Origin of the sequence: Legionella adelaidensis (assembly GCF_900637865.1) — a bacterium.
Classification (GTDB): Bacteria; Pseudomonadota; Gammaproteobacteria; order Legionellales; family Legionellaceae; genus Legionella_A; species Legionella_A adelaidensis.
The window spans coordinates 21601-47753 of record NZ_LR134422.1; the positions used below are offsets into that span (position 1 = coordinate 21601).

Consider the following 26153-nt stretch of genomic DNA (forward strand, 5'->3'; position numbering starts at 1 on the left):
AGAAATTAAAATAACAAACTGTGTTTTAGTTTGTCAAATTTTTTTATACCTAGGGAGAATCTGCTATGATTAAAATATGGCCATTTAATTACAAACCCCTCAGCTTTATAAGGAGGATAAGATGAAATGGATAGTTGCTGCGAATACAAACTGCTGCCATATATATAATTATGATAGTAAACCCAAAAAATTAAACCTCATCAAAGAAATATACCACCCCGAAAATAAACTAAAAGCAAGCCAAATTAATAGCGACAAACCTGGTCATTTTCAAACAAGTGCGCATGTTCGGGGCGCCTACCCCCTAACTACCAACCCCGAGCAGGTTTATATTGATAGATTTGCCAAAGAAGTAGCTGATGATTTGAACGAAGCCCGTAATGATCATTCCTATGATGAACTAATCATTGTAATGCCTGCTCAAATGGAAGGGCGCTTTTTGCAACACTTAAATAAAAATGTGAAAGAGTTGATTACCAGTTTTATTCAAAAAAATATTATGAATTTATCTGATCAAGAATTATTAGAGTATGTAACGGATAAACTAAAAAAATGGTAGACTACAAAAAAATTATCCAGGGAAAACGGTGAGTAAATATCCATATATACTTTTTGATGCTGATGATACTTTGTTTCATTTTAATCCGCACTCAGGCTTACGAGAGATGTTTCTGCAATCCGAAATAGCATTTACCCTCGACCACCTTGAAACATTTAAAAAAATTAATAATCGATTGTGGGACGCATTTCAAAAGGGGGAAATTTCGGCTCAAAACTTAAAAGAGCAACGTTTTGCGCATTTGGCTGCCGAATTCAATAAAACCTCGCTGGAATTAAACGATTTATTTTTAAAATGTATGTATGAGGATTGTGCGCCTATTGATGGTGCTATCTCTCTTTTAAATAAATTAAAAGGAAGAGCCACATTAGGGATGGTTACTAATGGGTTTACCAATTACCAGCAAGAAAGACTGGAGAAATCAGGCCTAACCAACCATTTTGATATTTATGTAATTAGCGAAGAGATAGGTATTGCCAAACCTAATCGGAAAATTTTTGATCATGCCTTAGCACTAATGGGTAATCCCAATCGTGATAGCGTTTTAATGATTGGTGACAGTCTTGATTCAGACATACAAGGAGGCTTAAACGCCGGTATTCATACTTGCTGGTTTAACCTGGCCAAGAATAGTATTAATACAAATATTAAGCCCCATTATGAAGTAAATAGCCACCAAGAATTAGAAAATATATTAACGTAGATATAGGGGAAAGACCCTCAACAATTTTTAAATAATCATCGTGGGCCTTTGGCATCAACCTACATTTCCATAGTCAAAGCATTGGCCACATTTTGTATATCAGTAGCAATAGCAGTTTTTCTATTCATAAAAAATCCTGCTCCGCATGCTATTAATGCAGCCCCTGTACCTATACCAGCTGTGGTAGCTAAAGCTAACAAAGCGACTCCTAACGCCGTCATGAGCCCCGCGATAATTTTCATTGTTGCAGAGGTAGGCAATTGGTCGCTATATTGTTTATATTTTTCAATATTTTCTCTTGAGGGAGTTTGAAGAACCAAACGGGTCATACGAAGAAGGTCAATGAGTAGACTCCTATCTACTTCATTTTTTTGGCTTTCTATGTGCTGAATCAATTGATCGATTAATTGTTGAACTTCTAAAGGCTTAGAACAGATTTTTAAAACATATAATTGATATTCAAACTCTACTGAGGTACTTTCCTCATAAGACAGTTTAGATTTAATTTCAATATCCAAACACTCAGTTATGCCAGGTTCTAAATACTCAGCTTGTTTTAAAAGTAATAAGGCCAGTGGCCTATCTATTGCAACACCTTGTGTTTCATCACCACTCAACAAAAAGCGAGCGAGCCCATACATAGATGGGGCATGGTTGAGCGCAATCAACGGCTCGAAATAACTTATAGCTTCACAAAGATTTTTTTCCCTGAAGGTGAGGCGATCTTTATAAATTTTAGCCAACACCCAATGGCAACCGAGTCCTTTTTGTCTATGCAGTAAATCTAAGGCTTGTGCTGCTTCATACCTTCTCTCGCTCAGTCCAAAAAGTAAACTGAGCCCATATAACGCTCGAAAGTTAAGGAGTTGCTCCTCGGTTAACTCAACAGTCTTAGGATAATTTTCTAAATAAGCATGACACTCTTCGGGAAAAGGCTCATCACAGAGAGAGTTAAAGCAGGTTAAATAGGCTTGCTCATCGCCAGCGCAAATTTTGGGAAGCAGTTGTTTTAAAAGCTCGAGGTTCATTTATTTCTCTAGGGGCAAAAATAGTGAATTATACTTTCTTCAGTCCACATTTCCAGGAAAAAAATTTTTGCACTAAATAGTAATATCTTGGGTAATAATACGAATTTCTCCCTGAGCATACTCTGCAAACAATAAAGTATATTCAGGGACTTCCAGCCAGGTGGTGGTGTCTTCAGTAAGTGGTTCAGAGGCAATAATGATACTTTTCTTCTCTGACCCTTTCATTTTATATTCATTATCGAAAAATCCGTAACAATCTCCATACGTGTACCAAAGCGAGTGGTATGTAAAATGGGGGTTAGCTACCATATTCAATGGTTGCCAGCCATAATCAAGAACAAAACGGGTGGCGGCAATAAATTCGCCATTGGTTATGAAAAGATTCACTGGTGAATTAATTTGAATCTGATGTTTTTTACGCACTATTTTAAGAATATTTAAGGTTTCTGTTATCGCATGAATTATTTCCTGGCTTGTATAACTCCCTGCGGTAAAGGGTAATTGTGATAAAAAGACTGCATAAATCCACTCACTATCTGTCGTTCCGTGGATAAACTTGTGATACTCCTCATGAATATACTCCAAAAGATCAAAACGCATTACGTCGAAATTATATAATGATCCATTGTGAGCCAAAGCAACATTTGAGCCAGAAAAAACAAACGGATGGACATTTTGCGTGGAAACCACTTGTTTTTCATGATACGCCACCCCCCTTAAATGCGCGAGTAAACAATAGGGTGATATCTTTTCCGAGAGATTACGCAAATTGTCATCATAGAAAGGCAGCTGCGGAGTTTTGTAAAGAAAAGGCATTTTCGGGTTATTAGAGGTTTTATCCCAAGCAGCCATACCAAAACCGGCTAAATTGAGAATATAAGACATGTATTTGGGATGATAACTTTGTTTTATAAAAGAGTTATCCGGCTTATAAAGCAACTCTGCTGGTAATGTAGGCTTTCCTAAATATGATAAAATTCTACACATAGGTCACCTGTTGTATTTTTCAATGTGCAATCGCACGTCTAATTTATCGATAGATTTACGTAAAGCAACCAATGAAGAAGTAATTAAATCAAATAATTTGTACCATAAGGCATAATAATTTTTTTGAAAGTAAACCAATTTATTTTCATCAATATGCAATAAAATTGCTCTTTCACAGGTTGTGAAGGTAATGGTGAACTCACTAGCATTATCAATACAGGCAATTCCTGCAAAAAGAGACCCTGGGCCGATAACTGATAGTTTTGCAATCTTATTTGAATTCATAATACTCGATTGCACAGCACCTTGAACTACTACAAAACAAGAAGCTTTTTTTTGTCCTTCTTGAATTAACACGCAATTTTTGGGCGCTTCAAGAAAGGTGACATGATTAAATAAGATCTCACGCTCCTGATTGGATAAATGCGGAAAAAATTTTTCTCTCACAAATGCGTAATTTTCTATGTTTCCCACCTGGATAGGCTTTGGCTGCGTTATTGAGTGGATAACTTTTGCAAAAAAAGATTGGTTCTTTATTTTATTCTCTGCAATCTCAGCGACTACTTTATCGTGTGTTTGCTTTAAACGAGAACATATTTGAACATTTAAACTCTGTAGGAGTTTATATTTTATCGAAGGATAATAATTTGATAATAAATCAAAAAAGGTATGCGGAATCCATAAGCAACTAACCCCACTCGCAGCAACAGCAGAAGTAGTAGAAGGCCCCCTTTCAATAAAACTAATCTCGCCTAAAAATGCCCCCTCTTTCAATACTCCTATCTTAGTATTGCCTTCACCCATAATTTGCGCTTGAATACTTACCTCCCCCTGCAGGATAAGATAAATCCCAACTGCTATTTTTCCTTGGTGTAAAATAATCTCGTTAGTGTTGAAATTAACTTTGCTATTATGCTTAAAAAGAACTTCTAAATCGCTGTTATTCAAAAAATCGCTGATGGCGGTTTTCCTTAGATACTCTATATCCGTTTGTATTTCTGAATGGTTAAGGTTTTTCATTTTTATCTCGTGATGAACAAAGCCAATAACTACACTGCTCTTCAACGACTTTTGCAAACGAGTGGTGTTTTTTATAGATTTCCCTCAATAAATGGACATCGCTTACATTATGGGCAACCTCCTCATATAATTTCTGCAGAAATGGTGTTGTATTTAATTGCACCGCATATTTTTCAAGCGCTGTAATAGTATTTAAGATATCTTCACTAATTTCGGTTTCTTGATTGCTATAAGCATTTAGAAAATGGCCGCTAAAGCCATATCTACTGGCTTGAAATCGATTATAGTTATATAAAAAATAGACCTCTTGAGAGATTGGTATAGGCCTCTCAGCCCATAAATATACGGCTAAAGCTTGGACAAATGCAGCAATATTAACCGCCCTTTCCAGGGTTAAAGGCGTATCACAGACCCTGACTTCTACCGTGCCAAACTCGGGTTTAGGTCGTATATCCCAGTAAATATCTTTCATGCTTTCGATAACTCCCCATTTTTTCATACGATAAAAATAACGAGAAAAATCTTCCCAATTGGTTAAAAGAGGTATAACTCCACTGGTAGGAAAAGCACCAAAAACAGTAGAACGTGAAGAATAGAAGCCGGAGTCAATTCCCTGGTAAAAAGGGGAAGACGCACTTAAAGCAATTAATTGAGGAACATATCTTGCCAAGATGTGGGTTAAGTAAATCGCATTTGCAGGCGTCTCACAGCCGATATGCACATGCAAGCCAAATACAGTTGCCCTTCGGGTCAGATAGCGGAATTTATGCGCCAAACGTTTGTATCTTCGTGTAGGAAATATTTTTTGTAATGTCCACTCCTGAAAAGGGTGTGTGCCGCCTCCACAAAAAGCAATGTCAGTATCTGCAGCAAGCTGTAATAAATAATTTTGCAACTCCAGCAATTCCTTATACAGGCTAGCCGGGTGTTGGTGGATTGAAGAATTTAATTCAATCATGGATTGAGTAATTTCAGGGGTAATTCGATCCTGATAACCGTTTTCACCTATTTTGCGAATTAAATGTTTTGAGCCTGAAGCTAGCTTGCAAGATTGTTTGTCAATAAGCTGAAACTCCAGCTCAATACCGATTGACGCAGGTAATGAACGTTTAAATGACAAATTTTTCATTAGCCATTAGTCCTTTTATTAGTCATTTCCTTATTTTTTATAGTATAGTAGATTAAATGGAAGTCTATTTGAGCAAATAATGGATAAATACTTGATTAAAACCAAAAGATTAGGCTTGCGATTTATCACCAAGGGAGATATTAAACACTTAGAGGCGCTGGACACGGATCCCGAAGTAAAGGAGTTTTTTCCCTCTGGAACCTTGAGCCCTGAAGAGATGAAACAAATGGTTTTTCATTGTATAACCAATTGCAAAACGCAAAGCTTACCTTGTTTTGTCATTTTTGACTTGAAAACAGAAGAATTTGCCGGACGCGCCTACTTTGATAATTTTGAATCGGACATTAAGGTAGGTTATCTGTTTCATAAAAAATTTTGGAATAGAGGCTATGCAACGGAAGTCCTGCTCGCACTATTAGATTGGGCAAAAACGCATATCCCAACCGATCATATAATTGCCTATGCGGATAAAAACAATAAAGCCTCTTTACAGGTGATGAAAAAATGCGGAATGCATTACTATAAAGATGGCGTCTTTAAGGGTATGCTGAGCAAATTTTACCGTTTTAATTTTGACAATAAAAGTTAACCACATTTCGCAAGACCCGTTCGCAGATTATAAGTTGTTCTTTAGAAACAAATTCATCGGCTCCGTGTGCTTGTTCAATATTTCCTGGGCCGCAAATAATCGTTGGGATTTGTGCTTTTTGAAAAAGTCCCGCTTCCGTTGAATAAGATACTTTTGACCGTTTTTGTATGCCCGTTACCCTATGGATTAATTGGGTCAAAGGTGAGGACTCGGTGGTATTAAAGCCCGGGGCTGAAGAGCTTAGATTTAAAAAAACAGTAGCTTTGGGGTAATTTTTGCGCATTTCAGGCACTATCTCCCCTTCAATGTAATTTTCAATTTGTGCGCGAAATGACTCTAAAGAGAACTCAGGTATATGCCTTACTTCAAAAATAAACTCACAGTTGTCGGGAACGATATTAAAAGCCGTACCACCACTAATCACATTAGTAGTAATAGTGGTGTACGGAAGATCAAAGTCTTGGTCATAAGGTCCGTTTAAACGAAAGTAATCAGCGATAGAACGAATATAGTTAATAATCTGGCTCGCATATTCAATAGCGTTACATCCTTTATTAGTTAATGAGGAGTGCGAAGCCAAACCCTTCACCTGACAATGAAATACATTACGCCCTTTGTAACCAACAATAGGTTGCATGGAGGAAGGCTCACCTACTATACACCCTTCTGGCTGAATACCTGATTTGGCTAAGTAATCTAGCAAATATTGTACCCCCAGGCATCCTACTTCTTCATCATATGTAAAAGAAAAATGGAGCGGTTTAGTCAATCTTAAAACTTTAAATTCAGGTATCAAAGCAAGCATGACAGCAAGAAATCCTTTCATGTCACAAGCCCCTCGCCCAAAAATTTTTCCTTCTCTTTCTTCAGCCGTAAAAGGATCGGTTTGCCATATTTGTCCATCTACTGGTACGACATCGGTATGACCTGAAAGGACTAGCCCCCCTTCTCGAGAACCTTTATTGGTAGGAATAGTAGCTAATAAATTTGTTTTAGTATCACTGGGGCCTGGAATTAAAGCATACTCGATTTCATGTTGCTCAAACCACGAGGCAACATGCTCAATCAAAGGAAGATTCGAATTACGCGAAGTAGTATCAAAAGAAATTAATTGTGTTAACCATTCCGTGGTGTTCATGCCAGCTTTCCTATAAAAATGTTGATTGATGCTAAAGGCCCAACACACCGTTAGCCATTATAAATTGTTGTACCCTTGTCGCCAACCTACTTGATATTCCCCTCCTGAAAAGTCATTATCCTAGAAAAAGCAGATTCAGCACCCTTGACTTGCTCGCTATGGCTTTAACTGCTTTTTCAAGGATTGTTTATTTTTTTATAGGGAGGCAGCCAAATGGAACAAGAGACAATGGAGTATGATGTAATTATTGTTGGTGCTGGACCTTCTGGTTTGTCTGCCGCTATAAAATTAAAACAATTAGCTATTCAAAATAACAAAACAATTTCTGTCTGTATATTAGAAAAAGGTGCACAGGTAGGTTCGCATATTCTTTCAGGGGCTGTATTAGAACCTAAAACATTAAAGGCCTTACTACCAGACAAATGGGAGCAAGCACCCCTGGATACACCTGTTTCTGAAGATAGATTTTATTATCTTACAAAGAAGAGAGCTTTTCGTTTACCTACTCCCCGATTGATGCGAAATAAAGCAAATAATTACATTATTAGCCTCGAGGAATTATGCCAATTTTTAGCCAAAGAAGCCGAGTCTTTAGGCTGTGAAATCTATCCAGGCTTTCCCGCAAGTCAAATTTTATATAATGACGAAGGGAAAGTCATTGGCGTAGCAACAGGAGATGTCGGACGCGATAAGGAAAAAAACCCCAAATCCAATTTTCAACCAGGCATGCGGCTGCTGGCCAAACAAACTTTATTGGCTGAAGGCTGTCGTGGTCAACTAAGCCAAAATCTTATGCACCGGTTTAATTTGAGAAAAAATGTCAATCCGCAAACGTACGGCATAGGAATTAAAGAAATTTGGACTATCCCTCCTGAACAACATCAATTAGGCAAAGTCATTCATACTTTCGGTTGGCCGCTTGATCATTCTACCTATGGAGGCTCTTTTGTTTACTTTTTTTCAAAAAATCGGGTTTCTATTGGCTATGTGGTCGGTTTAGACTATAAAAATCCCTGGCTGAACCCCTTTGATGAAACCCAACGATTTAAGACGCATCCCTTTATTCGCAAAATACTCCAAGGCGGAGAACGAATTGAATATGGCGCCAGAGCCATTAATGAAGGCGGCTGGCAATCTTTACCGAAATTAACTTTCCCTGGAGGCGCCCTAATAGGCGATGCTGCTGGATTTTTAAATGTGCCTAAAATAAAAGGAATTCACATGGTGATGCAGTCGGGTATACTTGCCGCCGAATCCTGTTTTGAGTCCCTGAGTAAAGATAACGATAACGTCATTGAAATCATAAACTATCCTTCGGCAGTGAAAAATAATTGGTTAGGGGAAGAACTATACTCTGTTCGCAATATACGACCTGGTTTTCGTTACGGGCTCACTTTTGGCTTACTGAATGCGGCATTTGAAACATATATTTCTTTTGGAAAATCTCCCTGGACATTAAAAAATCATGCTGATCACTCTACGCTTCAATTAGCAGAAAAGGCGAAAAAGATTGAATATCCTAAACCGGATAACGTCTTAACTTTCGATCGTTTATCTTCTGTTTACCTATCCAATACCTTTCATGAAGAAGATCAACCGTGCCATTTAAAATTACGGGATCCCAAATTGGCTATTGAAGTTAATTATAAAAAATTTGCCTCTCCTGAAACGCGTTATTGCCCTGCAGCTGTTTACGAAATTGTTTATGTAGATAACCAGCCAAAATTGCAAATAAATGCACAAAACTGCATCCACTGTAAAACATGTGATATTAAAGACCCGGAGCAAAACATCATTTGGGAAGCACCCGAAGGCGGAGGAGGACCGAATTATTCAGGAATGTAAATACTATTATGTGGACTGAGTCCTGATTAACAAAATGCCTCTACGAATATCTGGAGCAAACAGGCAATTATTCCGTGATAAAAATATTATCGCACTGATCGATTAGTCATTATTATTCCGCTTTCTACTATAATTAATATAATTACTAATAAATAATCGAGAATAGAAGTTAGGGCTCGGGCCTAGTCTACATAGAAAATGACTCTGATTTTATGGAGGGTAGAATTATGTCAAGAGGAGACAAATCAAGCTATACCAGTAAACAAAAACGTCAAGCACATCATATTGAAGAAAGTTATAAAGACAAAGGTGTGTCAAAAAAAGAAGCCGAAGAGCGGGCTTGGCGCACTGTCAATAAACAAGATGGTGGAGGGAAAAAATAACCCGCTAATTACAGTAAATCCCCTTGTTGGGGATTTTTTTTATTTTCTAGCGGATAAATAACTCGGATAGGCGTTGATTTATCATCCACAACGGCAAATGAGGTAAGAACATGCTCTTGACTACTTTTGTCGCTAATAATATGGATAACCTTAATCCCTCGAGATAATTCAGCATCTGCAATTAATGAGCGATGACAACGCCAGGGAACTGCTTCAGCGCACATTATTGCCACTCTGTCTTTTTTTAGCAGTCTGTTTAATTCTTTTAACGCAATAAAAAAATCATCCGTTTGCATATAATCAGCATAACCTCTAAAACTTTTATTACGCCAGCCTAAATTAACTGAATTAGCGCAGGGAGTGCGCAATCCTCCTAATTGTGGAAAATGCATGTATTCTATATTTTCCTTTTCTAAATTTTTTTCTAGCTGTTTCTCATTTGTCCACGGTACAAAACGGGACTTGGGGATAGTTCGCACATCTATTACCCGATTGATTTTATATTGTTTAAGTAATGATAGAAAATCGGGAAATTTACGGTTGGAATGTCCAATTGTATAGAGTATATGCACAACAAATTCTCCTATATATAAGAAAACTATAGCCTATATAAGATACGCTTATTGCTACACACCTTATTTCGGCATTACACTTACCATTCCGGACTCTAATTAGACAGGAAGGTTATGACTATTCTTTTTGTACAGGATAAATATTCCGCAGGCGCTCATAATTTAGGTATATCGTTAAATGAAGAATGTCACTCTATACAAGGGAATGCTTTCACACATGACGTGTCCAGTATTACCCTCCTTGATGACTCAAATTTAGATGAAGGTACTTTAGGTGGGAAAAGTCCGAAAGAACTGGCAAAAGATATTGCCGCTTTATTCTCCTCCACCGATAAAACAAAACTTATTGATTTTTTTCTGCTAACAAACAATGCGTCGGTAAGAAAGGCGCAGGAAACAACCCTGGTGCAACAATTGGCTGTGGAATTGCAAGCTTTGGGATTTTCAAATGTTAAAATTCATACCCCTGCCCTGCCCAAAGGTATAAATGCCAGAGGAATCGGGCTTGAATTAACTACCGAATTTCATTCTGAAACCGAAAAACCCGGACAAATATGTGTTTATATATATGAAAATGATTTTAGCCGAAAATTAGATGAAGCGATTAACCATTTACAATCCCGTCTGTCTGATATTGAAACAAAAGAGCCCTCCACGCCAAGTTCTTATGAAGAAGAGGTAAAACGCGTTTTAGAAAGAAATATGGCTAGGCTACAAGAAGCGAGAAGAAGTAGCCATTATAAAAGAACGGAAATCTTTAAAGCGCCGGAATATCATAAATTTTTATCTCAACCTTCCCATACTTTCACAGCCAGTGGCGCTGAGATTATCTTCTCTTTAGAAGTCCTTTTTGCTATAGAATTTTTAACAAATTTGGCAGGGTCCATTACACATAATATGACTGACACCCATAAAATGGACAAGCAATTACGTTATATTGGAAACGATATTGTGTTCTTGGAAAAGAATCCTATGTTAGGGAAAGAGGAGATAATAACCAAACTAAAAGGAGACAGAAACGCCTGGGAATTATCACACTCCCACTATTTTAACGAAGTTATAAAACCTCTTGATACAGCTCTATCAGCTTTTATTGAGGTTAATAATCACCGCTTGCAAGAAATTGAACCGAGCCTTCCTGATTTAGAGCCTATCCCGCCCCGCCCACAGAGCGCCGTTACTCCAGCAGGAGTAGGCTTTTTTGCAGGAAGGGTTACGGAAAAAAAACCAGAAGAAGAACAAGCAGAATTGGAACAAAGAGCTGCAAAGCGAATAGAGTTGATAAATCGACTAACGCAATACATAAATGATCGCGAAAGCGAATGGCAATACCATTATAATTTTTTATGGGTGGTTTCCATTATATATCTGGTCCAAGATTTCTTATTAGGCACTGATTACTACAATAGTAAGAAGGGAGAAACAAAATTAAATGCCGCAAAAAAACTAAAAGATGCCTTAAATGGAGAAATAGTCCAATATACCAATAGCGAAGCAGACGCATTAGAAGACGGGCGGCTGGGTGGGATAGTTAAACAATATAATCTTGAGACACTTTTACTGCTTACAAATTCCACTGCTTTACTGAATAGTTAAAAAAATACATATCAAGGAATTACCTTCCTTGATATGTAAAAACATTCTTAGTGATGGGGTCTAATTCCGTAATAATTGTTAATTGATGCAGTCCAGGTAGGACTTGAAATATCTGGCCAATGATCCCTATCAAACCCTGGCGCATTTTCTAATTTTTCTTTGTCAACAGTAATTACGAAGCATTCACGCTCTTTATTGTAATTGAAAATAGACCAGGGCATCGCAAATAATTTTTCACCCAGTCCAAGAAATCCTCCAAACGAAACCACCACATACTCAACGGTTCCTGCTACCTTATCTAACATAAGCTCTTCGATTTCGCCTAAGCTTTCGCCTTGTGGATTTTCAATACTTTTTCCAATTACATCTTCATTTGCTCTGACAAGTTCCATAATGTCCTCCTTATCAAAAAAATCATGTCCATCTTTTTAATTATAGCATTCAGGAAGATATGATGCGGAATCTGTAACAAACGATGCTTGACCAAGTTGTATATAAGCGGACGTGATTATTCGCACGCACCTCTTAGAGTGGATCCTGGTTGTTTTACCAACCAGGCTTTGCTTCGCATAGAGTAAAAATTAACAGTTAATCTTTCTTATTTTTAGAAGCGGCATTTGTGATAACTAAAGAGAGCAACAACCCTACCCCGCCGGCTATAAACAAGGAAGTAATAGGCTTTTCTTCGATAAAATTTAATATTTTATCTTTGCTTTGCTCATATAATTCTGCGGTTTTTTCTCTGATTTCATGATAATAATCAGGAAGTGACTCCATAGTTTCCTCCATTTCATCCACTGTTTCTTGAAAAGAGGCGGTGCTGCCCTTTTTTGAGCTACCATATCCACTTTTAGAGTGCGTTTTATTTTGATTTTTAGTTTCCATTGAAATCTCCTTTTCAAATAAAGGTAAATGTATGTTACCTGCCATTAAGTAAAGAACATTTAAACAGTTTTTGCCAAGGATTCTACATTTTATTTATTTTCGAGTTATTTATTTTCCAGTTTTTTTATCTCTTAATTGTTTATATTTATCCAGCAATTCTTTTAACTCTTCTTCGGATAACTCTTCTAAATCTAAAGTGAGGTTGTCCGCTGATCGCAAAGCCTTAATTAGCTCGTCTAACTTAAGGTTAAGTATCTGGGTATCTCTATTTTGTGTATTTTGAATAATAAAGACCATTAAAAAGGTAATAACCGTAGTTGATGTATTAATAACTAATTGCCAGGTATCAGAATAATTAAAATACGGGCCGGAAATTAACCATAAAAAACAAAATAATACAGATATTAGAAAGCTCCAAAAATTACCTAAAATATCCGCGGTTTTTTTAGCGATTTTATAAAATTGAATTCCTTCCGAGCTCTTTTTTTCTATTTTTCTAGGCGTGCGTTTTTTCACTTTGTTCATTTTAAATCCCTTGTCTAGACGTTTTAATAAATACTTTAAATATCCGTAAAAATACCATTTTATAAATTAAAAACTCAGGATGAAACTGTAATCCAAGATAAAATACACGAGTAAGATCTTCAAAAGCTTGAATTAATCTATTCTCTTCTGTGGCTGTAATCTTTAAGTTCTCACCTAGCTTATCAATAGATAAACCCACATATTCAATTTCAAAACCAATCTTTCGCGGTTCATTGGCAAAATTATATAAAAATGGCGTGGTGTTATTCGTTTTCCTATTCACATTTAAATTTCTCTATACGGTATAATTGCGTTTAATGTTGATTGGCAAGCATGAGTATTTGTTAATAATGCAACAATGGCTGGGTAAAGCAAATCAAAGTTGGGGGAAGGACCTACATAGACATGTTCAAATAAAGTGCCATCTTTGCGTAAGTTTTTTATATCGAATAATATATAAGGAATTAGTGTGGTTTTACTGCTTCTAAATTTTATCTCTTTACTAAGAGCGTCTTCATAAACTTTACTCACCAAACGCCACTCTCTTTCCTCATAAAATACTGGGTCTTTAATCTGAATAAACGTATTTAACAATAGTACTTTAAAATGATTTAAAAGTTTTAAAAACTTTGGATCCTCCTCAAGCTTTCGTTTTGAAAAAGAGGGTTTGTGCTCATCAAATAACTGTAGAATAGAGTTTAAAACATGATTTACTTCTTTTAATTGCTCCTCTTTATTATAAATACATTTCATTAAAGAAAGCGCATGCTTTGCGGCATATTTATCTAAGTCGTGTTTCTTAAACCCGATACTTACACCAATTCCACAAGGTGTATAAGCTCGCCATTGACTTAATAAATTCCCCTTCTCAGATAGAGAAAATGAAAAAATAAACGGCGGATTTTTTTTAATTGATTTAAGCCACCCATAAATTTGCTCGAATAAAATAGAATAACACGCGTATTTTTTTTCTTTACTCAACTCATCTAAAAGTTCAGTAAAGTGGCTCATACCATATTTTATCTCATGGGAGTCGTTTAAATAATAGACGTGAGAAGCGATTAACGCCTTGGTAGTAACTATCTCATATAATGTATTATGACTGGTATAGTGATAAAGAATGCACGCATCCTTTTCTTTACCTCGCATTGCTTAGTCCCTTAAGCAGAGCAACTAGTTATTTAATAATAGACGAATTATCAGCTTTGATTAAACATTCAAAAGCAAAGGTGCAGTATTTAAACGATCCAGCGATGGCAATATTTTTTCAGTAGTGGTCTTAAACCATCTATGCGGATTATAGCCAGCCTGATCAACTTTTTCCTGATTTATTACCAATGGTTTATTCTTAGAGCGTTTTAACTCTGCTGCTTCATAAAACGAAAGATGGTAAGTCGCGTCTCTATACTCAATGTCATATTTTTGGGATAGCTTTCTATTAAAAGCTGTCTCTACTTCATTAGGATAATGAGGCCTACCTTGAATATCCTGGGCTATCTCGTCCTCTACCTGTCTTAAAATGCATTTGAGAATATTTGCTTTTTCCTTTGCCGAGGAATCGTTCATAATTTCCAAGCGGTTAATACTCTCATAACATTGACTTCTTACCTCTTCACTGGTGTGAGGAGTAAAAAGCAAGCTATTAATGGAACGATACAGTAAGGAAAATGCGTCTTTTATTATTTCAAAACTAAGCGAGATTATGTGAACGGTTGTTCTACCCATATATAGAAAAGTCAATCCAAATGCGATTGAATCTAAAAGTAAACACAAAATGGAAAGCGAAGCGCAAACATAGGAGAGTGAATTAATCCACCGGTTGTTAGTAAAAGGGCGTGTTAATACAGGGGCACAGATGCCTAATATTAACAATGAAAACCCCCAGGCTGGCAATAGGCTATAAATAAGATGGGTGGCAATCGCCGCGGCAGAAAGTCCAAGCGAAGAAATTAATATTGCCGTAGCAGCTTTTAGCATTATTTTAGCCATATTCATAAAAATACTAGCTATTTTAGACCAAAAATGCTCCCAACTAGTTAAACGGTGATGATTGGCTTGATACTCAAGAAAAGCCAAATACAAAGATTTATTCTCTGCTATATATTTAAAGGGAGTTTCTCCATATTTATCTTGTTTTGTACAAAAGCGCATTCGCTCGCTAATTAGTTTTCTAAGAGAGGAATAACTTTGTATTAAGTCCTGAACCTCGTATTTAGTCTGCACAGCCGCTTTAAACCTCCTAAGCCCCGACTCACTGGGGAAATAAGGGAGTGGAGACAACCCTGTTTGCTTTCTGGTATTAATAATCTCGATCAAATCATCAAAATTCAAATATTGCACTAATCGGGCAGTATTTTCTAAACTTAACTCCTCATTTTGCAAAAGCTCCTCTTTTGCACTGTTTCTATCGGTAGGACCATTAATACAAGCTATATCGCTTAACTGATATTCTTTTATCCAATTATTGTTGGGCAACAACATCGCATATGCGTCTGGTATAGAGCGTATTAGCTTGAAAGCAAATTGTAAGTGATGACTGCCAATTTTTAATAAACGTAAAGACTCTGGAGACTTTCTGAGTAGCTCGATAATTGCATCCCCTACCTCCGGTTTATAATTTTCCAGATTGTTTTCATGCAATAGTTCTTCAAATACAGGGATAAGCTTATCAATAAAAAATGGATTTTTTACTGCAGGAGGTAGCAATTTTAATACGAGAGGATATTTTAATAGACATTCGTGAATAAGCTCAGGGTAATTAAGTAAAAGCCACTGATTTGCCAAGAGCAAAGCTTTTAACTCTTCAAGATTGTCACGGGATTTTTCAATTTTTTGAGTAAATGCTATTATCTGCGGGGCAAAAACTTTTAAATGAGGATTATGAATAAGATCAACTGTATCCTTTGTCAGGGAATCCAATGTGAGAAAGTATTCTTCCCTTAATAGTTTTTCACGTATTAATGCTTTCAGGACAGGGAACACCTGCTTTTTTTTGTAGATTGTAAAGTTTCCTGTACCATAAACCCATTCTCCTTGTGTGTCTGTATAGCCTTCATCCAAGGTACCTAACTTACTCAAAAGTTCACGGGCATCGTAATGGGGCAATTGTAAAAAGGAATCCAGGTATTTTCCAAATTCGGGGACGTCCCCGCATTTTATCTCAATCCTGTTCTTTTTCCAGTCAAGAGGTGTCAACCCATATACTTCCTGCTGATGTTTGAGTGAAGCATTTATTTTTAACATCAATTCATGGCTCAATATGTCAACAATTTGTTCTTCATAATCAAGAGCAAATACTTCATCCGCTTCGGAATCAAAAAATGCATCGATGTGGGAGCCGTTTACCAAGTGAGCAAAAATATCTGAAATCGCCCTAATAGAAGCCCCTCCATAAGCGACGCCATACTTCACACCCCCTCTATGGCACATACGCTTTAAAACATGCGTTCGTAATTCTTCACTTATATTGTTAAGAGCATTATATTTATCCTGAATTTTTACAAACAGGTCATACCGATATTTGGCAAGAAGGTTGGTTATCCAATTAAGATCCGTTCTAAACTTGTTTAAACATTCAATAAAGCGAGTCTCTACACCCGTCTCACACATATTCATTGCCTGAATGATATCTTCTATCATTTGCGTTTTTTGAAATGGAGTCAATTTAAAGCGTGGTTCGGACACCTCATATAAAAAAACAAAATTTTCAAAGTACTTAACCGTGGTTGATAAATTAAGGTTATATGCTACATCCGTGACGCCCTCCCTTCTTTCCTTAAATAAGTCAAATTGCGCACTATACTGTGGAACAAAACCTTTGAATTTATCAATAAGTAGCGCCCATTTTTCTTCTATAGTTTTACCATTATAATTAAAAGCCAAGCTTTTAAGATGCTTTTCCATCGCTGTGTTATATTCATCTAAACACATTACTTTATAAAGATTTTTGGTAGCGATCATAAGAATGTCCAGGTATTTAAACACAACGATTAAAATTAAGGCAAAATGATAGCGTTGTTAAACACTACTGTCAAACGCATATATTTGTTTTCCTGAAAGGATTTTTTTATTATTAAGCAAACTTTCACTGGAAAAAAAATATGCTATCAATAAAAGACTTTGATCTTTCCAATGCAGCCAGCACTGGCGGGGTAACGGGAAGTAAACGGGTAGTTCATAAAGAAGAACAGCATTTTTATCAATTAAAGAGTTCTATTCATAACGCCCCTACGCTTAGAAAAATTAAAGCAGGTAGCACAGACCGTGAAAATTTTGGCGAAGTAATTGCAGCATGCATTGGACTGGCATTTTTAGGCGATAACAAAGTGCCGAACGTTCAGCTTGTTTACGACAAAGCAAATAAAAAAGTGTTGATCGCCTCTAAATATTTAGAGAGCCAGGAAATTCCACCACAAACCTTAAATGAATATCTGGGAAAATACTCTAACCTCCCCGCCGATAAAAAACATATAAAAATTGTTCCTAAATATACTCCTGCCGAAGGAGGCTATATAAATATAACCGACGAATTTATTCAGCCTTTACTTCCTGGCCTGGCTCAAGCCATCGCGGTTTCGGTATTGACAGGAGACCATGACGTTAACCCAGGTAATATGTTAGTACTACACGAAGGCAATCCTCCGCAACCGACTATTGCACGTATTGATTTCGGACATGCATTTAATGATCTCCTGAATGCTCCTGTATTTTTTGGGGGAAAGTTGAAAGATAAAGAACATCCTTCTTTGGATTTTTTCAATAGAGAAAGTGTTGCCGGGTTTCCGGCGGAAGCCCCCTCTAAATTATGGCGTGATTACCCTGGACTTATACCCTCAGAAGTGTTGGCAAAAGCTATGTGCGCTTTAGCCGAAGATGGAGAAAAAAAATTACGTACAGGAATTGATTTAGCCAAAAGTGAATTCACAGAAATAATTGAGGAACAGAGACTGAATCGGGACGTGGTAGGTTTTAAACATACTCTCAAATCATTAAATGCCATTTATGAGAATATTACCGGTAAAAAATTATCTACTCCGCGTTCTTTTGAAGACAATGAAAAAACACAACAATTCCTAGATGATTTTTTTGATGCTATTGAAGCTAATTGTTCTCTGAGCTTAAAAGATATGGCTAGAACCGGCCTTATTATGCAATTACAAATGGACATTGACTCCTTAATTGAATTTGAAATATTAAATTCAAATAAGCCGCGTGATGCCATTCAGGCAGAGCTGGACAGTCGCATGAATATAATTCGAGAAACCTATCGCTCTATCGATCCCCATAATATAGGTATTGAATGGGTTAAAAATGATCCTAAAACACTGCCGTTCAAAGGCAATTTAGATGCGTTTATTACCCACAGGAAACCCATACTTGGTGAATTAATTTCAAGAATGCAAGAGAGCCATGAAAGTTACGCCACACGAATTAAAAAACAAATTTTTTCTGACGCAAGAGAAGGCTCAGAAAAAAAAGCAATCCTTGATTTAGCTATACAAGAAAGTATTGATCATATTGAAAATGGCGACCTCGCTATGGCAAAAACCACCATAAGAATTGCCAAGCAAACTTTAGCCGAAGAGTTCGGGGAGAGAAATTTCTTAGGCATACGCTCCACTGCGGTGACCATTTTAGAAGGCCTGGAAGCAGACATACAGAAAGCACAAAACAATATTAAAGAAAAAGAAGAAGAAGACAGAGAAGGAGCACACATGTAGGTCGGGCCTTCGACCTGAGGGATCCCCTCGTTTTTTTTCAATATATTCGAATGAGAAACAACCCATTAAGTGATCAATCTTTTCTAAATGTAGGTTGGCGCCGATAGGCCCAACACTCATTAGCGAGCTCCTTCCATGGCGCATCTTTTTTTCTTTTTAAAAATGAACGGATTTATCAGGCTTTTGACCTTACATCACAATAACTCTTTACGAAGTTTATGCAGCAAGGTGTTTCCATTATTAGGACACTCGTACAAACGGCTTTTCTTATTTCTGGGAACAAAACCCCATTTTTCCTCCTCTTTTAGAATAGTTTGTACGTCAAAATAACCTGTATCAAAGCGTTTCTTAAATGTTTCATGTCCAAAGTTATAATCTTTAGAACCGGCTTTAACAATATGTTGGCTGTAGAGTAAATGAACAAGGGTGCAATGATGGGGATAGCCTACGTCTAATAAATCAACATGCTGCTCTTTTTGTTCGGGGGTTAAAAGTTTCCCGAGCTCTAAGACGGAGTGACGTAAGCGTTGTCTTAATAAATAATTGTAAATCGTTCGCTGTGCATGGGTGCTATAGCTTATATCTTTCCTCCTTTCTTCCACCTCATTCATGTTTTCTGGTAAAAAATGAGGCCCTCCAAAACAATCCATTAAAAAGCATAAAGTGTCCTCTGCTGGAATAGCTTCCAAAATAACTTCCAAGGGGGAATTGGAATGTACGCCTCCATCCCAGTAATACTCACCCTCAATTTCAATAGCCGGAAATCCTGGAGGTAATGCAGCGCTAGCCATCACATGCTCAACTTCTATGCGATAGTTTATATTATTAAAATAAATAAGGTGCCCGTTACTAATTTGCACCGCCCCCAAACTTAAACGAATCGGGCACGAGTTGAGCAAATCAAAATCAACTAACTCTAAAAGTGTTTCTCTTAAGGGTTGCGTACTGTAATAACTTAATTGGGAAGGATTTCCGATAGTTGGAAAAGTTCCTGTTAACAATCGGGGGTAAAAAAAATGGGGCTGTCCAAAAAGAACCGCAGAAGAAGCACAAAAAATATTATACCAATCCAGGGTTTCATCCTGTTGGCCCAAATAATCAAATTGGCGTACTGGTGCAATCATCCCCCAAAATTGTTCGAGTTTTTCTAGCCTTTTTTCCGGAGGGTTACCAACAATAATAGCAGCTTGTAATGCTCCAATAGAAGTGGCAGCAATCCAGTCAGGTTCATATCCCGCTTCCATCAGACCTTTTATTGCACCAAATTGATAAGCTCCCAGGGCACCACCCCCCTGCATTACATAGGCTACTCGGGGAAATCTGTTTTTTGGCTTTTTGGGTAAATCATTAAAACGATCTGCAAATGGATTATTTCCGTGAGGTGCTACTGTAGCTGAACACATAATCACTCCTTGTGATGTCTTGTCGCTAAAACATAAAACACATGCTAACTTATTATAACCAAGAAATTCTAAAACCAGGTTGAAGGTTTAAAAATAGTTTTTAAATATAACAAAAAAGGAAGAAAAAATGCGCTTAAAAAATAAAGTTGCAATTGTAACAGGTGCGGCCAGTGGAATAGGCAAAGAAATTGCAGAGTTATATGCTAAAGAAGGGGCTAAAGTAGCTATTGCTGATTTAAATTATGAAAATGCCAATCAAGCTGCGCAGCAGATTATTAGCCAGGGTGGTACAGCCCTGGCTGTAGCTATGAATGTGACTGATGAAGAACAAGTTGAAAACGGAGTTAATACGGTAGTGAAGCAATTTGGTAGCGTAGACGTCCTTGTCAGTAATGCCGGTATTCAAATTATAGAGTCCGTCGATAAGTTCGCTTTTTCCGATTGGAAAAAGTTATTGGCGATTCACTTGGACGGTGCTTTTTTAACTACCAGGGCCTGCTTAAAACACATGTACGCCGCGAATAAAGGCGGAAGTATAATCTACATGGGTTCTGTACATTCTAAAGAAGCCTCACTTCTCAAAGCTCCCTATGTTACTGCGAAACATGGCTTATTAGGACTATGTAAAGTCGTGGCGAAAGAAGGTGCAGCGCATGGGGTAAGAGCCAATGTGATTTGTCCTGGATTTGTACGCACCCCCTTGGTAGAAAAACAAATTCCTGAGCAAGCAAAAGAATTAAAAATTAGTGAGGAAGATGTCATTAAAAAAATTATGTTAAAGGACACAGTGGATGGAGAATTTACTACCACCGATGATGTAGCCCAAACTGCACTCTTTTTCGCCTCTTTCCCAACAAACGCATTAACAGGGCAATCTTTGGTGGTTAGCCATGGTTGGTTTATGGAGTAATTTAAAAGCAAGGAGAAAAAATGAAGGAATCCGATGTTAAAAATAAGGCATTTGCCATGCCTATTTACCGACCAAGCTATCCGCCGGGCCCTTACCGTTTCATTAACCGAGAGTTTTTTATCATCAGCTATGAAACAGATATGGATATTTTAAAAGAAGTAGTGCCTGCTCCATTGGAAGTTACTGAGCCCATTGTGAAATTTGAGTTTATTAGAATGCCTGACTCCACCGGATTTGGTGATTACACGGAGTCAGGGCAAGTTATCCCCGTACGTTTTAATGGGCAACCCGGAAGTTACTCTCATGCAATGTATCTAGATGATTTACCTCCCATTGCAGGAGGGAGAGAGATTTGGGGGTTTCCTAAAAAAATGGCAAGTCCATGCCTTCGTGTGGAGAAAGAAACTCTTTTGGGTACCCTGGATTACGATAGCTGTCGAATCGCCACCGCTACCATGGGGTATAAGTATCGTAGTCTCGATCAAAAGAAAATTGCAGAATCGATGGCAGGTAAAAACTATTTACTGAAGATAATACCACATGTTGATGGCAGCGTACGTATATGTGAACTCGTCGAATATCAATTAACTGATATCAATGTGAAAGGCGCTTGGGATGGTCCAGCTGCGATTGAGCTCTTTCAGCATGCAATGGCGCCTGTAGCAGACTTGCCAGTCAAAAGAGTCATCAGTGCTATTCACATACAAAGCGATTTAACTTTGCCCTACGGGCGAGTGGTTCATGATTATTTAAAATAGCATTAGACTTCTGGAGCGGCTCGTGCCGCTCCAGCCCAGGAAGTTTTGTTTATTCGCACGAAACCGTAAGGGCGAGAATCTCATTAATTACTCCGTAGAGGTCCCCCCTACCGTTAAAGCATCAATCTTCAACGTTGGCTGTCCCACTCCAACAGGTACTGATTGTCCGTCTTTCCCGCAAACCCCAATTCCATCATCTAAAGCTAAATCATTTCCTATCATACTTATTTGTTTCATTACCTCAGGTCCATTTCCTATTAAAGTAGCCCCTTTAACAGGTCTTGTAATCTTTCCATTTTCGATAAGATAGGCTTCACTCGCGGTAAACACGAATTGCCCAGAGGTAATATCAACTTGTCCACCGCCAAAATTAACTGCATATAAACCATTTTTGACGGATTGAATAATTTCTTGCGGATCATGCTTTCCGGCCAACATATAGGTATTCGTCATTCTAGGCATAGGGACGTGTGCGTAAGATTCTCTGCGACAATTGCCAGTGGGTTGCATACCCATCAGTTTGGCATTCATCTTATCCTGCATATAATTCACTAATACCCCATCATCAATCAATGTAGTGCATTGGGAAGGTGTCCCTTCATCGTCTACGGTTAAAGAGCCTCTTCGATTAGGCAAAGTACCATCATCTACAACAGTTACCCCTTTTGCCGCAACTTGTTGGCCTATTTTCCCAGAAAATGCAGATAATCCTTTACGATTAAAGTCTCCCTCTAACCCATGGCCGACTGCTTCGTGCAGTAAAACACCAGGCCAACCGGGTCCCAGGACTACCGGCATTAACCCGGCGGGAGCAGGCCCGGCGTTTAAATTTACTAATGCTTCACGCACTGCTTCCCTGGCATAGTGAAGGGCTTTCTCTTTTTCGAGAAAGTAAGTGTAAGGAACCCTTCCACCCCCGCCAGAGCGCCCTGCCTCTCTTCTTCCTTTTTCTTCCACAATTACATTGACTTGAATGCTCACAAGCGGTCTAACATCCGCTACCATTTGACCTTGCATACCCGCTACCATTACCACTTCATAGCATCCACTTAAAGAAGCATTGACTTGGATTACGCGGGGGTCTATTCGCCGTGCTTCTCTATCTATCATTTCTAGTAATTTAATTTTCTCTTGCTTGCTCATCCCTTCTATCGGGTTAATATCTTGATAACGCGCAATCGGCGAACTAGTCACTTTTAAGGTTTGCGTTGCTTGTTGTCCAGTATAAGCAATAGAGCGTGCCGCATTCGCCGCCCGCTCAAGAGCAGGGAGTAATATATCGTCACAATAAGCATAACCTGTTTTTTCACCGCAAACAGCACGTACGCCTACACCACGGTCAATAGAATAACTTCCACTCTTTACCTCCGAATCTTCCAGAAACCAGGATTCATAGCTGCACGTTTGAAAATATAAATCAGCATCATCTATATTATGTTTGGTCATACTCTTGATTAGTTTTTCCAAACTTGACTCATCCAATGATGCCGGTTTCAGTAATAAATCTTTGGCAATATTTAATGCTAACTTCATATAGCTATCCTAAATTTATGATGATTATTGCAGGGGAAGTCCTTTCTTAAACGATGTAAACGTTCTAAGTCTATATCAGCTATTAGAATGCCTGTTCCATTTTCCTTCTCCATGACTACCTTCCCCCAAGGCTCCACAATCATACTATGTCCATAGGTATGCCTACCATTTTCATGAACACCTCCTTGATTGGGTGCTAAAACGTAGCAAAGGTTTTCTATGGCTCTGGCTCGCAATAATACTTCCCAGTGGGCAATACCTGTTATTGCAGTAAAAGCCGAAGGGACAGATAATATTTCCGCGCCCTTTATTACTAATTGTTGATATAACTCTGGAAAACGCAAGTCGTAGCACACACTAAGACCAATTTTTCCAACTGGCGTATCGACCACCACGACTTCATTGCCCGGCTCAACGGTTAGAGATTCTTGATGAGATTCTTTCTCCGAGACAGTAACATCAAATAAGTGGATTTTGTTATATCGGGCCACACAATCGCCTCTATGATCATAAACCAAACAGCTTGCATTCACGCGCTCACTTGCGGTTTTAATCGGGATTGTCCCCGCGATAACCCAAATTCCAAATTTAGCAGCTAAATCTTTAATTTTATCTTGTATTGGACCACTGCCATAAGATTCAGCAACAGTAAATTTATCCGTCTCTTTAAGTCCCATAAAAGCAAAATTTTCCGGCAATAAAATTAAATCCACGGCTTCTGTTTTAGCTATGTGAAAAAAATCTTCCACTTTTTGTAAGTTTTTTTCTACATTAACAGTGGATACCATCTGTGCAACGCCGATTTTCCCCATACTGTCCCCCTATCAAAAGAGAAGATTGATTATGCATGAGATCAAAAAAATAAAAAGTAGAATGGCCCCAAAGTCCCACAATTTTTATAAATTAGGACTTGAATACCTCTTCTTAATCTCCATATACTGAGGTATGTATGCTAAAATATACAAATAAACTTCTGGAGTTATCAATGAATAGAAACAGTGTTTCCGTTATACACAGAACGGAGTCGGTATTAGCCACTAATAAAGTACTACGTAATACCTACTTGTTACTTGGTTTAACCTTCTTATTTAGTGCTCTTTGTGCCTTTATAGCTTTTTCTACAAATGCACGTCCAATGAACCCCCTTTTGTTTATTGTGGGCGCTTATGGTCTCATGTTCCTAACCAGTGCTTTACGCAATAGTGCCGCCGGTTTACTTGCTGTTTTTGCTTTTACCGGTTTTATGGGCTATGCCTTAGGTCCTATTCTTAGCTTTTATATTGCAAATTTTGCAAATGGTCCACAATTAGTAGGTACCGCATTAGGGGCGACAGGTCTCATTTTCTTTGCATTATCAGGGTATGCATTGGTAAGCCGTAAAGATTTTAGCTATCTTGGTGGCTTTCTTTTTGCTGCTTCCATGGTTGCATTACTAGCAATTATTGCCAGCATTTTCTTCCCTATTCCTGCGTTGTCTCTGGGAATATCTGCCGCTTTTGTATTAATTTCCTCTGGTCTTATTCTCTTACAGACTAGCCAAATTATCCATGGTGGAGAAACAAATTACATTTTAGCTACCGTCACCTTATTCGTTTCTATCTACAACTTGTTCATTAGCCTGCTTAATCTTTTAGGCGCTTTTTCTGGTAGAGACAATTAAAGTCACGGGAACCTATCCCATTGCTGTATAAAATTTCAGCTTACTTACGGCGCGACTCGGTTGCACGATGATCCGAGCCGCGACCGTGAGGAGCGGAAATTTGTTTTCGCGAGACACTCTAATATACAAAGGTATGCATCACCATGAGCCCTCTTTTTAAAAGAAGAACACCATGCGTCTACAACAAAATGTAGATTTACTCCACTTAAACACATTGCAATTACGAGCGGTTGCGTCTAATTACATTGTTTTAAATCAACTAGCACAATTAGAAGAAATTTACCTAGCCATTCAAAATTACGCGCACTTTCTGGTTCTAGGGGGTGGAAGCAACTTAATTTTACCGCCTCTGTATAAAGGCTTGGTCGTTCATAACCAATTACACGGCATTACTATTAATGAAAATGGTGATGAGCGCTTTGTAACGGCGATGGCCGGAGAAAATTGGGATGATTTTGTAGCTTATTGTTGTGGGCAAGGTGCTTATGGATTAGAAAACTTAAGTTTAATTCCTGGCACCGTGGGTGCCTCTCCTATTCAAAATATTGGAGCTTATGGGGTAGAAGTAAAAGACTTTATTCAGGAAGTCCTGGTATATGATTTAAATAGAAGACAATTAGTTAACCTTAGTAATAAGGATTGTAATTTTACCTACCGTAATAGCTTATTAAAAAATAATCCCCGTTATATAGTCCTTAGTGTCAGCTTTAAGTTATCCAACAAACCCCTCTTAAATCTAAGCTATGGTGATGTTGCCCAGAGAATTTCAAATATTGCCAACCCTACACCCAAGGATTTACGCCAGGTAATCATTACCATCCGCCAAAGTAAACTCCCTGATCCGCGTGAACTAGGTAATGTGGGAAGTTTTTTTCACAACCCCATATTAACGCAAGAAAAAGTCCAAATACTATTAGGTAAATATCCAAAGCTACCTACTTTTCCAACCGCAAGTCCCGACAATATTAAAATTTCAGCGGGATGGTTGATTGACAATTTAGGTTTGAAAGGATTACGCCGTGGGAATGTGGGAGTCTATGAAAAGCAAGCCCTCGTTTTAATCAATTATGGTTCTGCCTACCAATCAGAGCTACTTGATTTTGCTGCTTGGATTCAATCCCAAGTGTATGAACACTACGATTTACAGCTTAATATTGAGCCAATTATTGTAAGTTAATTTAGGTTAAAAACCCTATCATCAGTAACGTAC

General features: G+C 37.9%; 26 protein-coding genes. 11 read left to right on the forward strand and 15 right to left on the reverse strand.

Features of this window, described 5'->3' with window-relative positions:
• Window positions 1-121 precede the first annotated feature (121 nt).
• Entirely contained in the window at window positions 122-559 is a 438-nt protein-coding gene (locus tag EL206_RS04670) for a host attachment protein (RefSeq protein WP_058462758.1), read from the forward strand.
• 28 nt (window positions 560-587) lie between these two features.
• Window positions 588-1262 carry a pyrimidine 5'-nucleotidase gene (gene yjjG, locus EL206_RS04675; RefSeq protein ID WP_058462757.1) on the forward strand — a complete coding sequence of 225 codons (675 nt, stop codon included), beginning with the start codon at window positions 588-590 and terminating at the stop codon, window positions 1260-1262.
• Window positions 1263-1321: 59 nt separating this feature from the next.
• Here the strand turns inward: yjjG and EL206_RS04680 are convergent, their stop codons facing one another.
• The 4 genes from EL206_RS04680 to EL206_RS04695 form a co-directional block, all read right to left on the reverse strand.
• Entirely contained in the window at window positions 1322-2290 is a 969-nt protein-coding gene (locus tag EL206_RS04680) for an SEL1-like repeat protein (protein WP_058462756.1), read from the reverse strand.
• Between the two features lie 72 nt (window positions 2291-2362).
• Entirely contained in the window at window positions 2363-3277 is a 915-nt protein-coding gene (locus EL206_RS04685; protein WP_058462755.1) for a class II glutamine amidotransferase, read from the reverse strand.
• A 3-nt stretch (window positions 3278-3280) separates the two neighbouring features.
• Window positions 3281-4297: a Crp/Fnr family transcriptional regulator gene (locus EL206_RS04690; protein WP_058462754.1), complete on the reverse strand. Its 1017-nt coding sequence runs from the start codon at window positions 4295-4297 to the stop codon at window positions 3281-3283.
• A complete protein-coding gene (locus EL206_RS04695; RefSeq protein ID WP_058462753.1) occupies window positions 4284-5426 on the reverse strand; it encodes a YbdK family carboxylate-amine ligase in 1143 nt (380 codons plus the stop codon). The genes EL206_RS04690 and EL206_RS04695 overlap by 14 nt, the downstream gene beginning before the upstream one ends.
• Window positions 5427-5505: 79 nt before the next feature.
• On the opposite strand from EL206_RS04695, the gene EL206_RS04700 reads away from it, so the two are divergent.
• Window positions 5506-6015 carry a GNAT family N-acetyltransferase gene (locus EL206_RS04700; protein WP_058462752.1) on the forward strand — a complete coding sequence of 170 codons (510 nt, stop codon included), beginning with the start codon at window positions 5506-5508 and terminating at the stop codon, window positions 6013-6015.
• Here EL206_RS04700 and argE read toward each other — a convergent pair.
• Window positions 5993-7153: an acetylornithine deacetylase gene (argE, locus tag EL206_RS04705; RefSeq protein WP_058462751.1), complete on the reverse strand. Its 1161-nt coding sequence runs from the start codon at window positions 7151-7153 to the stop codon at window positions 5993-5995. The two genes, EL206_RS04700 and argE, sit on opposite strands and share 23 nt — an antisense overlap.
• Before the next feature lie 213 nt (window positions 7154-7366).
• On the opposite strand from argE, the gene EL206_RS04710 reads away from it, so the two are divergent.
• Window positions 7367-8998, forward strand: a complete 1632-nt coding sequence (locus EL206_RS04710; RefSeq protein ID WP_058462750.1) for an electron transfer flavoprotein-ubiquinone oxidoreductase — start codon at window positions 7367-7369, stop codon at window positions 8996-8998.
• Between the two features lie 227 nt (window positions 8999-9225).
• Entirely contained in the window at window positions 9226-9381 is a 156-nt protein-coding gene (locus tag EL206_RS09965) for a hypothetical protein (RefSeq protein ID WP_058462749.1), read from the forward strand.
• A gap of 8 nt (window positions 9382-9389) precedes the next feature.
• On the opposite strand, the gene EL206_RS04715 is transcribed toward EL206_RS09965, so the two are convergent.
• The gene (locus tag EL206_RS04715; RefSeq protein ID WP_058462748.1) at window positions 9390-9953 is read right to left on the reverse strand and encodes a DUF488 domain-containing protein; all 564 of its coding nucleotides are present in this window, start codon (window positions 9951-9953) and stop codon (window positions 9390-9392) included.
• 114 nt (window positions 9954-10067) lie between these two features.
• Here EL206_RS04715 and EL206_RS04720 point away from each other — a divergent pair, with 114 nt between their 5' ends.
• Entirely contained in the window at window positions 10068-11549 is a 1482-nt protein-coding gene (locus tag EL206_RS04720) for a hypothetical protein (RefSeq protein ID WP_058462747.1), read from the forward strand.
• Window positions 11550-11596: 47 nt separating this feature from the next.
• On the opposite strand, the gene EL206_RS04725 is transcribed toward EL206_RS04720, so the two are convergent.
• The 6 genes from EL206_RS04725 to EL206_RS04750 form a co-directional block, all read right to left on the reverse strand.
• Window positions 11597-11941, reverse strand: coding sequence for a PRC-barrel domain-containing protein (locus tag EL206_RS04725; RefSeq protein ID WP_058462746.1), 345 nt, complete (start codon window positions 11939-11941; stop codon window positions 11597-11599).
• 196 nt (window positions 11942-12137) lie between these two features.
• Window positions 12138-12434: a hypothetical protein gene (locus tag EL206_RS04730; protein ID WP_058462745.1), complete on the reverse strand. Its 297-nt coding sequence runs from the start codon at window positions 12432-12434 to the stop codon at window positions 12138-12140.
• Window positions 12435-12542: 108 nt separating this feature from the next.
• Window positions 12543-12959: a low affinity iron permease family protein gene (locus EL206_RS04735; RefSeq protein WP_131739821.1), complete on the reverse strand. Its 417-nt coding sequence runs from the start codon at window positions 12957-12959 to the stop codon at window positions 12543-12545.
• Window position 12960: 1 nt separating this feature from the next.
• Window positions 12961-13242 carry a gamma-glutamyl-gamma-aminobutyrate hydrolase family protein gene (locus EL206_RS04740; protein WP_058462744.1) on the reverse strand — a complete coding sequence of 94 codons (282 nt, stop codon included), beginning with the start codon at window positions 13240-13242 and terminating at the stop codon, window positions 12961-12963.
• Between the two features lie 2 nt (window positions 13243-13244).
• Window positions 13245-14108, reverse strand: coding sequence for a DUF2971 domain-containing protein (locus EL206_RS04745; protein ID WP_058462743.1), 864 nt, complete (start codon window positions 14106-14108; stop codon window positions 13245-13247).
• Window positions 14109-14168: 60 nt separating this feature from the next.
• Window positions 14169-16919: a hypothetical protein gene (locus EL206_RS04750; RefSeq protein ID WP_058462742.1), complete on the reverse strand. Its 2751-nt coding sequence runs from the start codon at window positions 16917-16919 to the stop codon at window positions 14169-14171.
• Window positions 16920-17059: 140 nt separating this feature from the next.
• Between EL206_RS04750 and EL206_RS04755 the strand changes: the two genes are divergently transcribed.
• Complete coding sequence (locus tag EL206_RS04755) at window positions 17060-18679, forward strand: hypothetical protein (protein ID WP_058462741.1); 1620 nt, start codon at window positions 17060-17062, stop codon at window positions 18677-18679.
• A 194-nt stretch (window positions 18680-18873) separates the two neighbouring features.
• Here EL206_RS04755 and EL206_RS04760 read toward each other — a convergent pair whose 3' ends face one another.
• Window positions 18874-20082 carry a patatin-like phospholipase family protein gene (locus EL206_RS04760; protein WP_058462740.1) on the reverse strand — a complete coding sequence of 403 codons (1209 nt, stop codon included), beginning with the start codon at window positions 20080-20082 and terminating at the stop codon, window positions 18874-18876.
• A gap of 127 nt (window positions 20083-20209) precedes the next feature.
• Between EL206_RS04760 and EL206_RS04765 the strand changes: the two genes are divergently transcribed.
• Together EL206_RS04765 and EL206_RS04770 are read left to right on the forward strand one after the other, a co-directional pair.
• Window positions 20210-20992 carry a 3-hydroxybutyrate dehydrogenase gene (locus tag EL206_RS04765; protein WP_058462739.1) on the forward strand — a complete coding sequence of 261 codons (783 nt, stop codon included), beginning with the start codon at window positions 20210-20212 and terminating at the stop codon, window positions 20990-20992.
• Between the two features lie 20 nt (window positions 20993-21012).
• Entirely contained in the window at window positions 21013-21750 is a 738-nt protein-coding gene (locus tag EL206_RS04770; protein WP_058462738.1) for an acetoacetate decarboxylase, read from the forward strand.
• An 87-nt stretch (window positions 21751-21837) separates the two neighbouring features.
• Here the strand turns inward: EL206_RS04770 and tldD are convergent, their stop codons facing one another.
• Both tldD and EL206_RS04780 read right to left on the reverse strand, forming a co-directional pair.
• The gene (gene tldD, locus EL206_RS04775; protein ID WP_058462737.1) at window positions 21838-23283 is read right to left on the reverse strand and encodes a metalloprotease TldD; all 1446 of its coding nucleotides are present in this window, start codon (window positions 23281-23283) and stop codon (window positions 21838-21840) included.
• Window positions 23280-24095: a carbon-nitrogen hydrolase family protein gene (locus tag EL206_RS04780; protein WP_058462736.1), complete on the reverse strand. Its 816-nt coding sequence runs from the start codon at window positions 24093-24095 to the stop codon at window positions 23280-23282. The genes tldD and EL206_RS04780 overlap by 4 nt, the downstream gene beginning before the upstream one ends.
• Window positions 24096-24268: 173 nt before the next feature.
• Between EL206_RS04780 and EL206_RS04785 the strand changes: the two genes are divergently transcribed.
• Together EL206_RS04785 and murB are read left to right on the forward strand one after the other, a co-directional pair.
• Window positions 24269-24943, forward strand: coding sequence for a Bax inhibitor-1/YccA family protein (locus tag EL206_RS04785; protein WP_058462735.1), 675 nt, complete (start codon window positions 24269-24271; stop codon window positions 24941-24943).
• Window positions 24944-25115: 172 nt separating this feature from the next.
• The gene (gene murB / locus EL206_RS04790) at window positions 25116-26120 is read left to right on the forward strand and encodes a UDP-N-acetylmuramate dehydrogenase (protein WP_058462734.1); all 1005 of its coding nucleotides are present in this window, start codon (window positions 25116-25118) and stop codon (window positions 26118-26120) included.
• Window positions 26121-26153: the final 33 nt, after the last annotated feature.

What these genes read in the sequence shown, in the direction of transcription:
- EL206_RS04755 (WP_058462741.1), top strand. Translation starts at nt 17,060, where the DNA reads ATGCTATCAATAAAAGACTTTGATCTTTCCAATGCAGCCAGCACTGGC.
- EL206_RS04760 (WP_058462740.1), bottom strand. Translation starts at nt 20,082, where the DNA reads ATGTGTTCAGCTACAGTAGCACCTCACGGAAATAATCCATTTGCAGAT.
- EL206_RS04785 (WP_058462735.1), top strand. Translation starts at nt 24,269, where the DNA reads ATGAATAGAAACAGTGTTTCCGTTATACACAGAACGGAGTCGGTATTA.
- murB (WP_058462734.1), top strand. Translation starts at nt 25,116, where the DNA reads ATGCGTCTACAACAAAATGTAGATTTACTCCACTTAAACACATTGCAA.
- EL206_RS04710 (WP_058462750.1), top strand. Translation starts at nt 7,367, where the DNA reads ATGGAACAAGAGACAATGGAGTATGATGTAATTATTGTTGGTGCTGGA.
- EL206_RS04690 (WP_058462754.1), bottom strand. Translation starts at nt 4,297, where the DNA reads ATGAAAAACCTTAACCATTCAGAAATACAAACGGATATAGAGTATCTA.
- EL206_RS04720 (WP_058462747.1), top strand. Translation starts at nt 10,068, where the DNA reads ATGACTATTCTTTTTGTACAGGATAAATATTCCGCAGGCGCTCATAAT.
- EL206_RS04680 (WP_058462756.1), bottom strand. Translation starts at nt 2,290, where the DNA reads ATGAACCTCGAGCTTTTAAAACAACTGCTTCCCAAAATTTGCGCTGGC.
- EL206_RS04730 (WP_058462745.1), bottom strand. Translation starts at nt 12,434, where the DNA reads ATGGAAACTAAAAATCAAAATAAAACGCACTCTAAAAGTGGATATGGT.
- EL206_RS04700 (WP_058462752.1), top strand. Translation starts at nt 5,506, where the DNA reads ATGGATAAATACTTGATTAAAACCAAAAGATTAGGCTTGCGATTTATC.
- EL206_RS04780 (WP_058462736.1), bottom strand. Translation starts at nt 24,095, where the DNA reads ATGGGGAAAATCGGCGTTGCACAGATGGTATCCACTGTTAATGTAGAA.
- EL206_RS09965 (WP_058462749.1), top strand. Translation starts at nt 9,226, where the DNA reads ATGTCAAGAGGAGACAAATCAAGCTATACCAGTAAACAAAAACGTCAA.
- EL206_RS04695 (WP_058462753.1), bottom strand. Translation starts at nt 5,426, where the DNA reads ATGAAAAATTTGTCATTTAAACGTTCATTACCTGCGTCAATCGGTATT.
- EL206_RS04685 (WP_058462755.1), bottom strand. Translation starts at nt 3,277, where the DNA reads ATGTGTAGAATTTTATCATATTTAGGAAAGCCTACATTACCAGCAGAG.
- tldD (WP_058462737.1), bottom strand. Translation starts at nt 23,283, where the DNA reads ATGAAGTTAGCATTAAATATTGCCAAAGATTTATTACTGAAACCGGCA.
- EL206_RS04745 (WP_058462743.1), bottom strand. Translation starts at nt 14,108, where the DNA reads ATGCGAGGTAAAGAAAAGGATGCGTGCATTCTTTATCACTATACCAGT.
- EL206_RS04725 (WP_058462746.1), bottom strand. Translation starts at nt 11,941, where the DNA reads ATGGAACTTGTCAGAGCAAATGAAGATGTAATTGGAAAAAGTATTGAA.
- EL206_RS04750 (WP_058462742.1), bottom strand. Translation starts at nt 16,919, where the DNA reads ATGATCGCTACCAAAAATCTTTATAAAGTAATGTGTTTAGATGAATAT.
- EL206_RS04735 (WP_131739821.1), bottom strand. Translation starts at nt 12,959, where the DNA reads ATGAACAAAGTGAAAAAACGCACGCCTAGAAAAATAGAAAAAAAGAGC.
- EL206_RS04670 (WP_058462758.1), top strand. Translation starts at nt 122, where the DNA reads ATGAAATGGATAGTTGCTGCGAATACAAACTGCTGCCATATATATAAT.
- EL206_RS04770 (WP_058462738.1), top strand. Translation starts at nt 21,013, where the DNA reads ATGAAGGAATCCGATGTTAAAAATAAGGCATTTGCCATGCCTATTTAC.
- argE (WP_058462751.1), bottom strand. Translation starts at nt 7,153, where the DNA reads ATGAACACCACGGAATGGTTAACACAATTAATTTCTTTTGATACTACT.
- EL206_RS04765 (WP_058462739.1), top strand. Translation starts at nt 20,210, where the DNA reads ATGCGCTTAAAAAATAAAGTTGCAATTGTAACAGGTGCGGCCAGTGGA.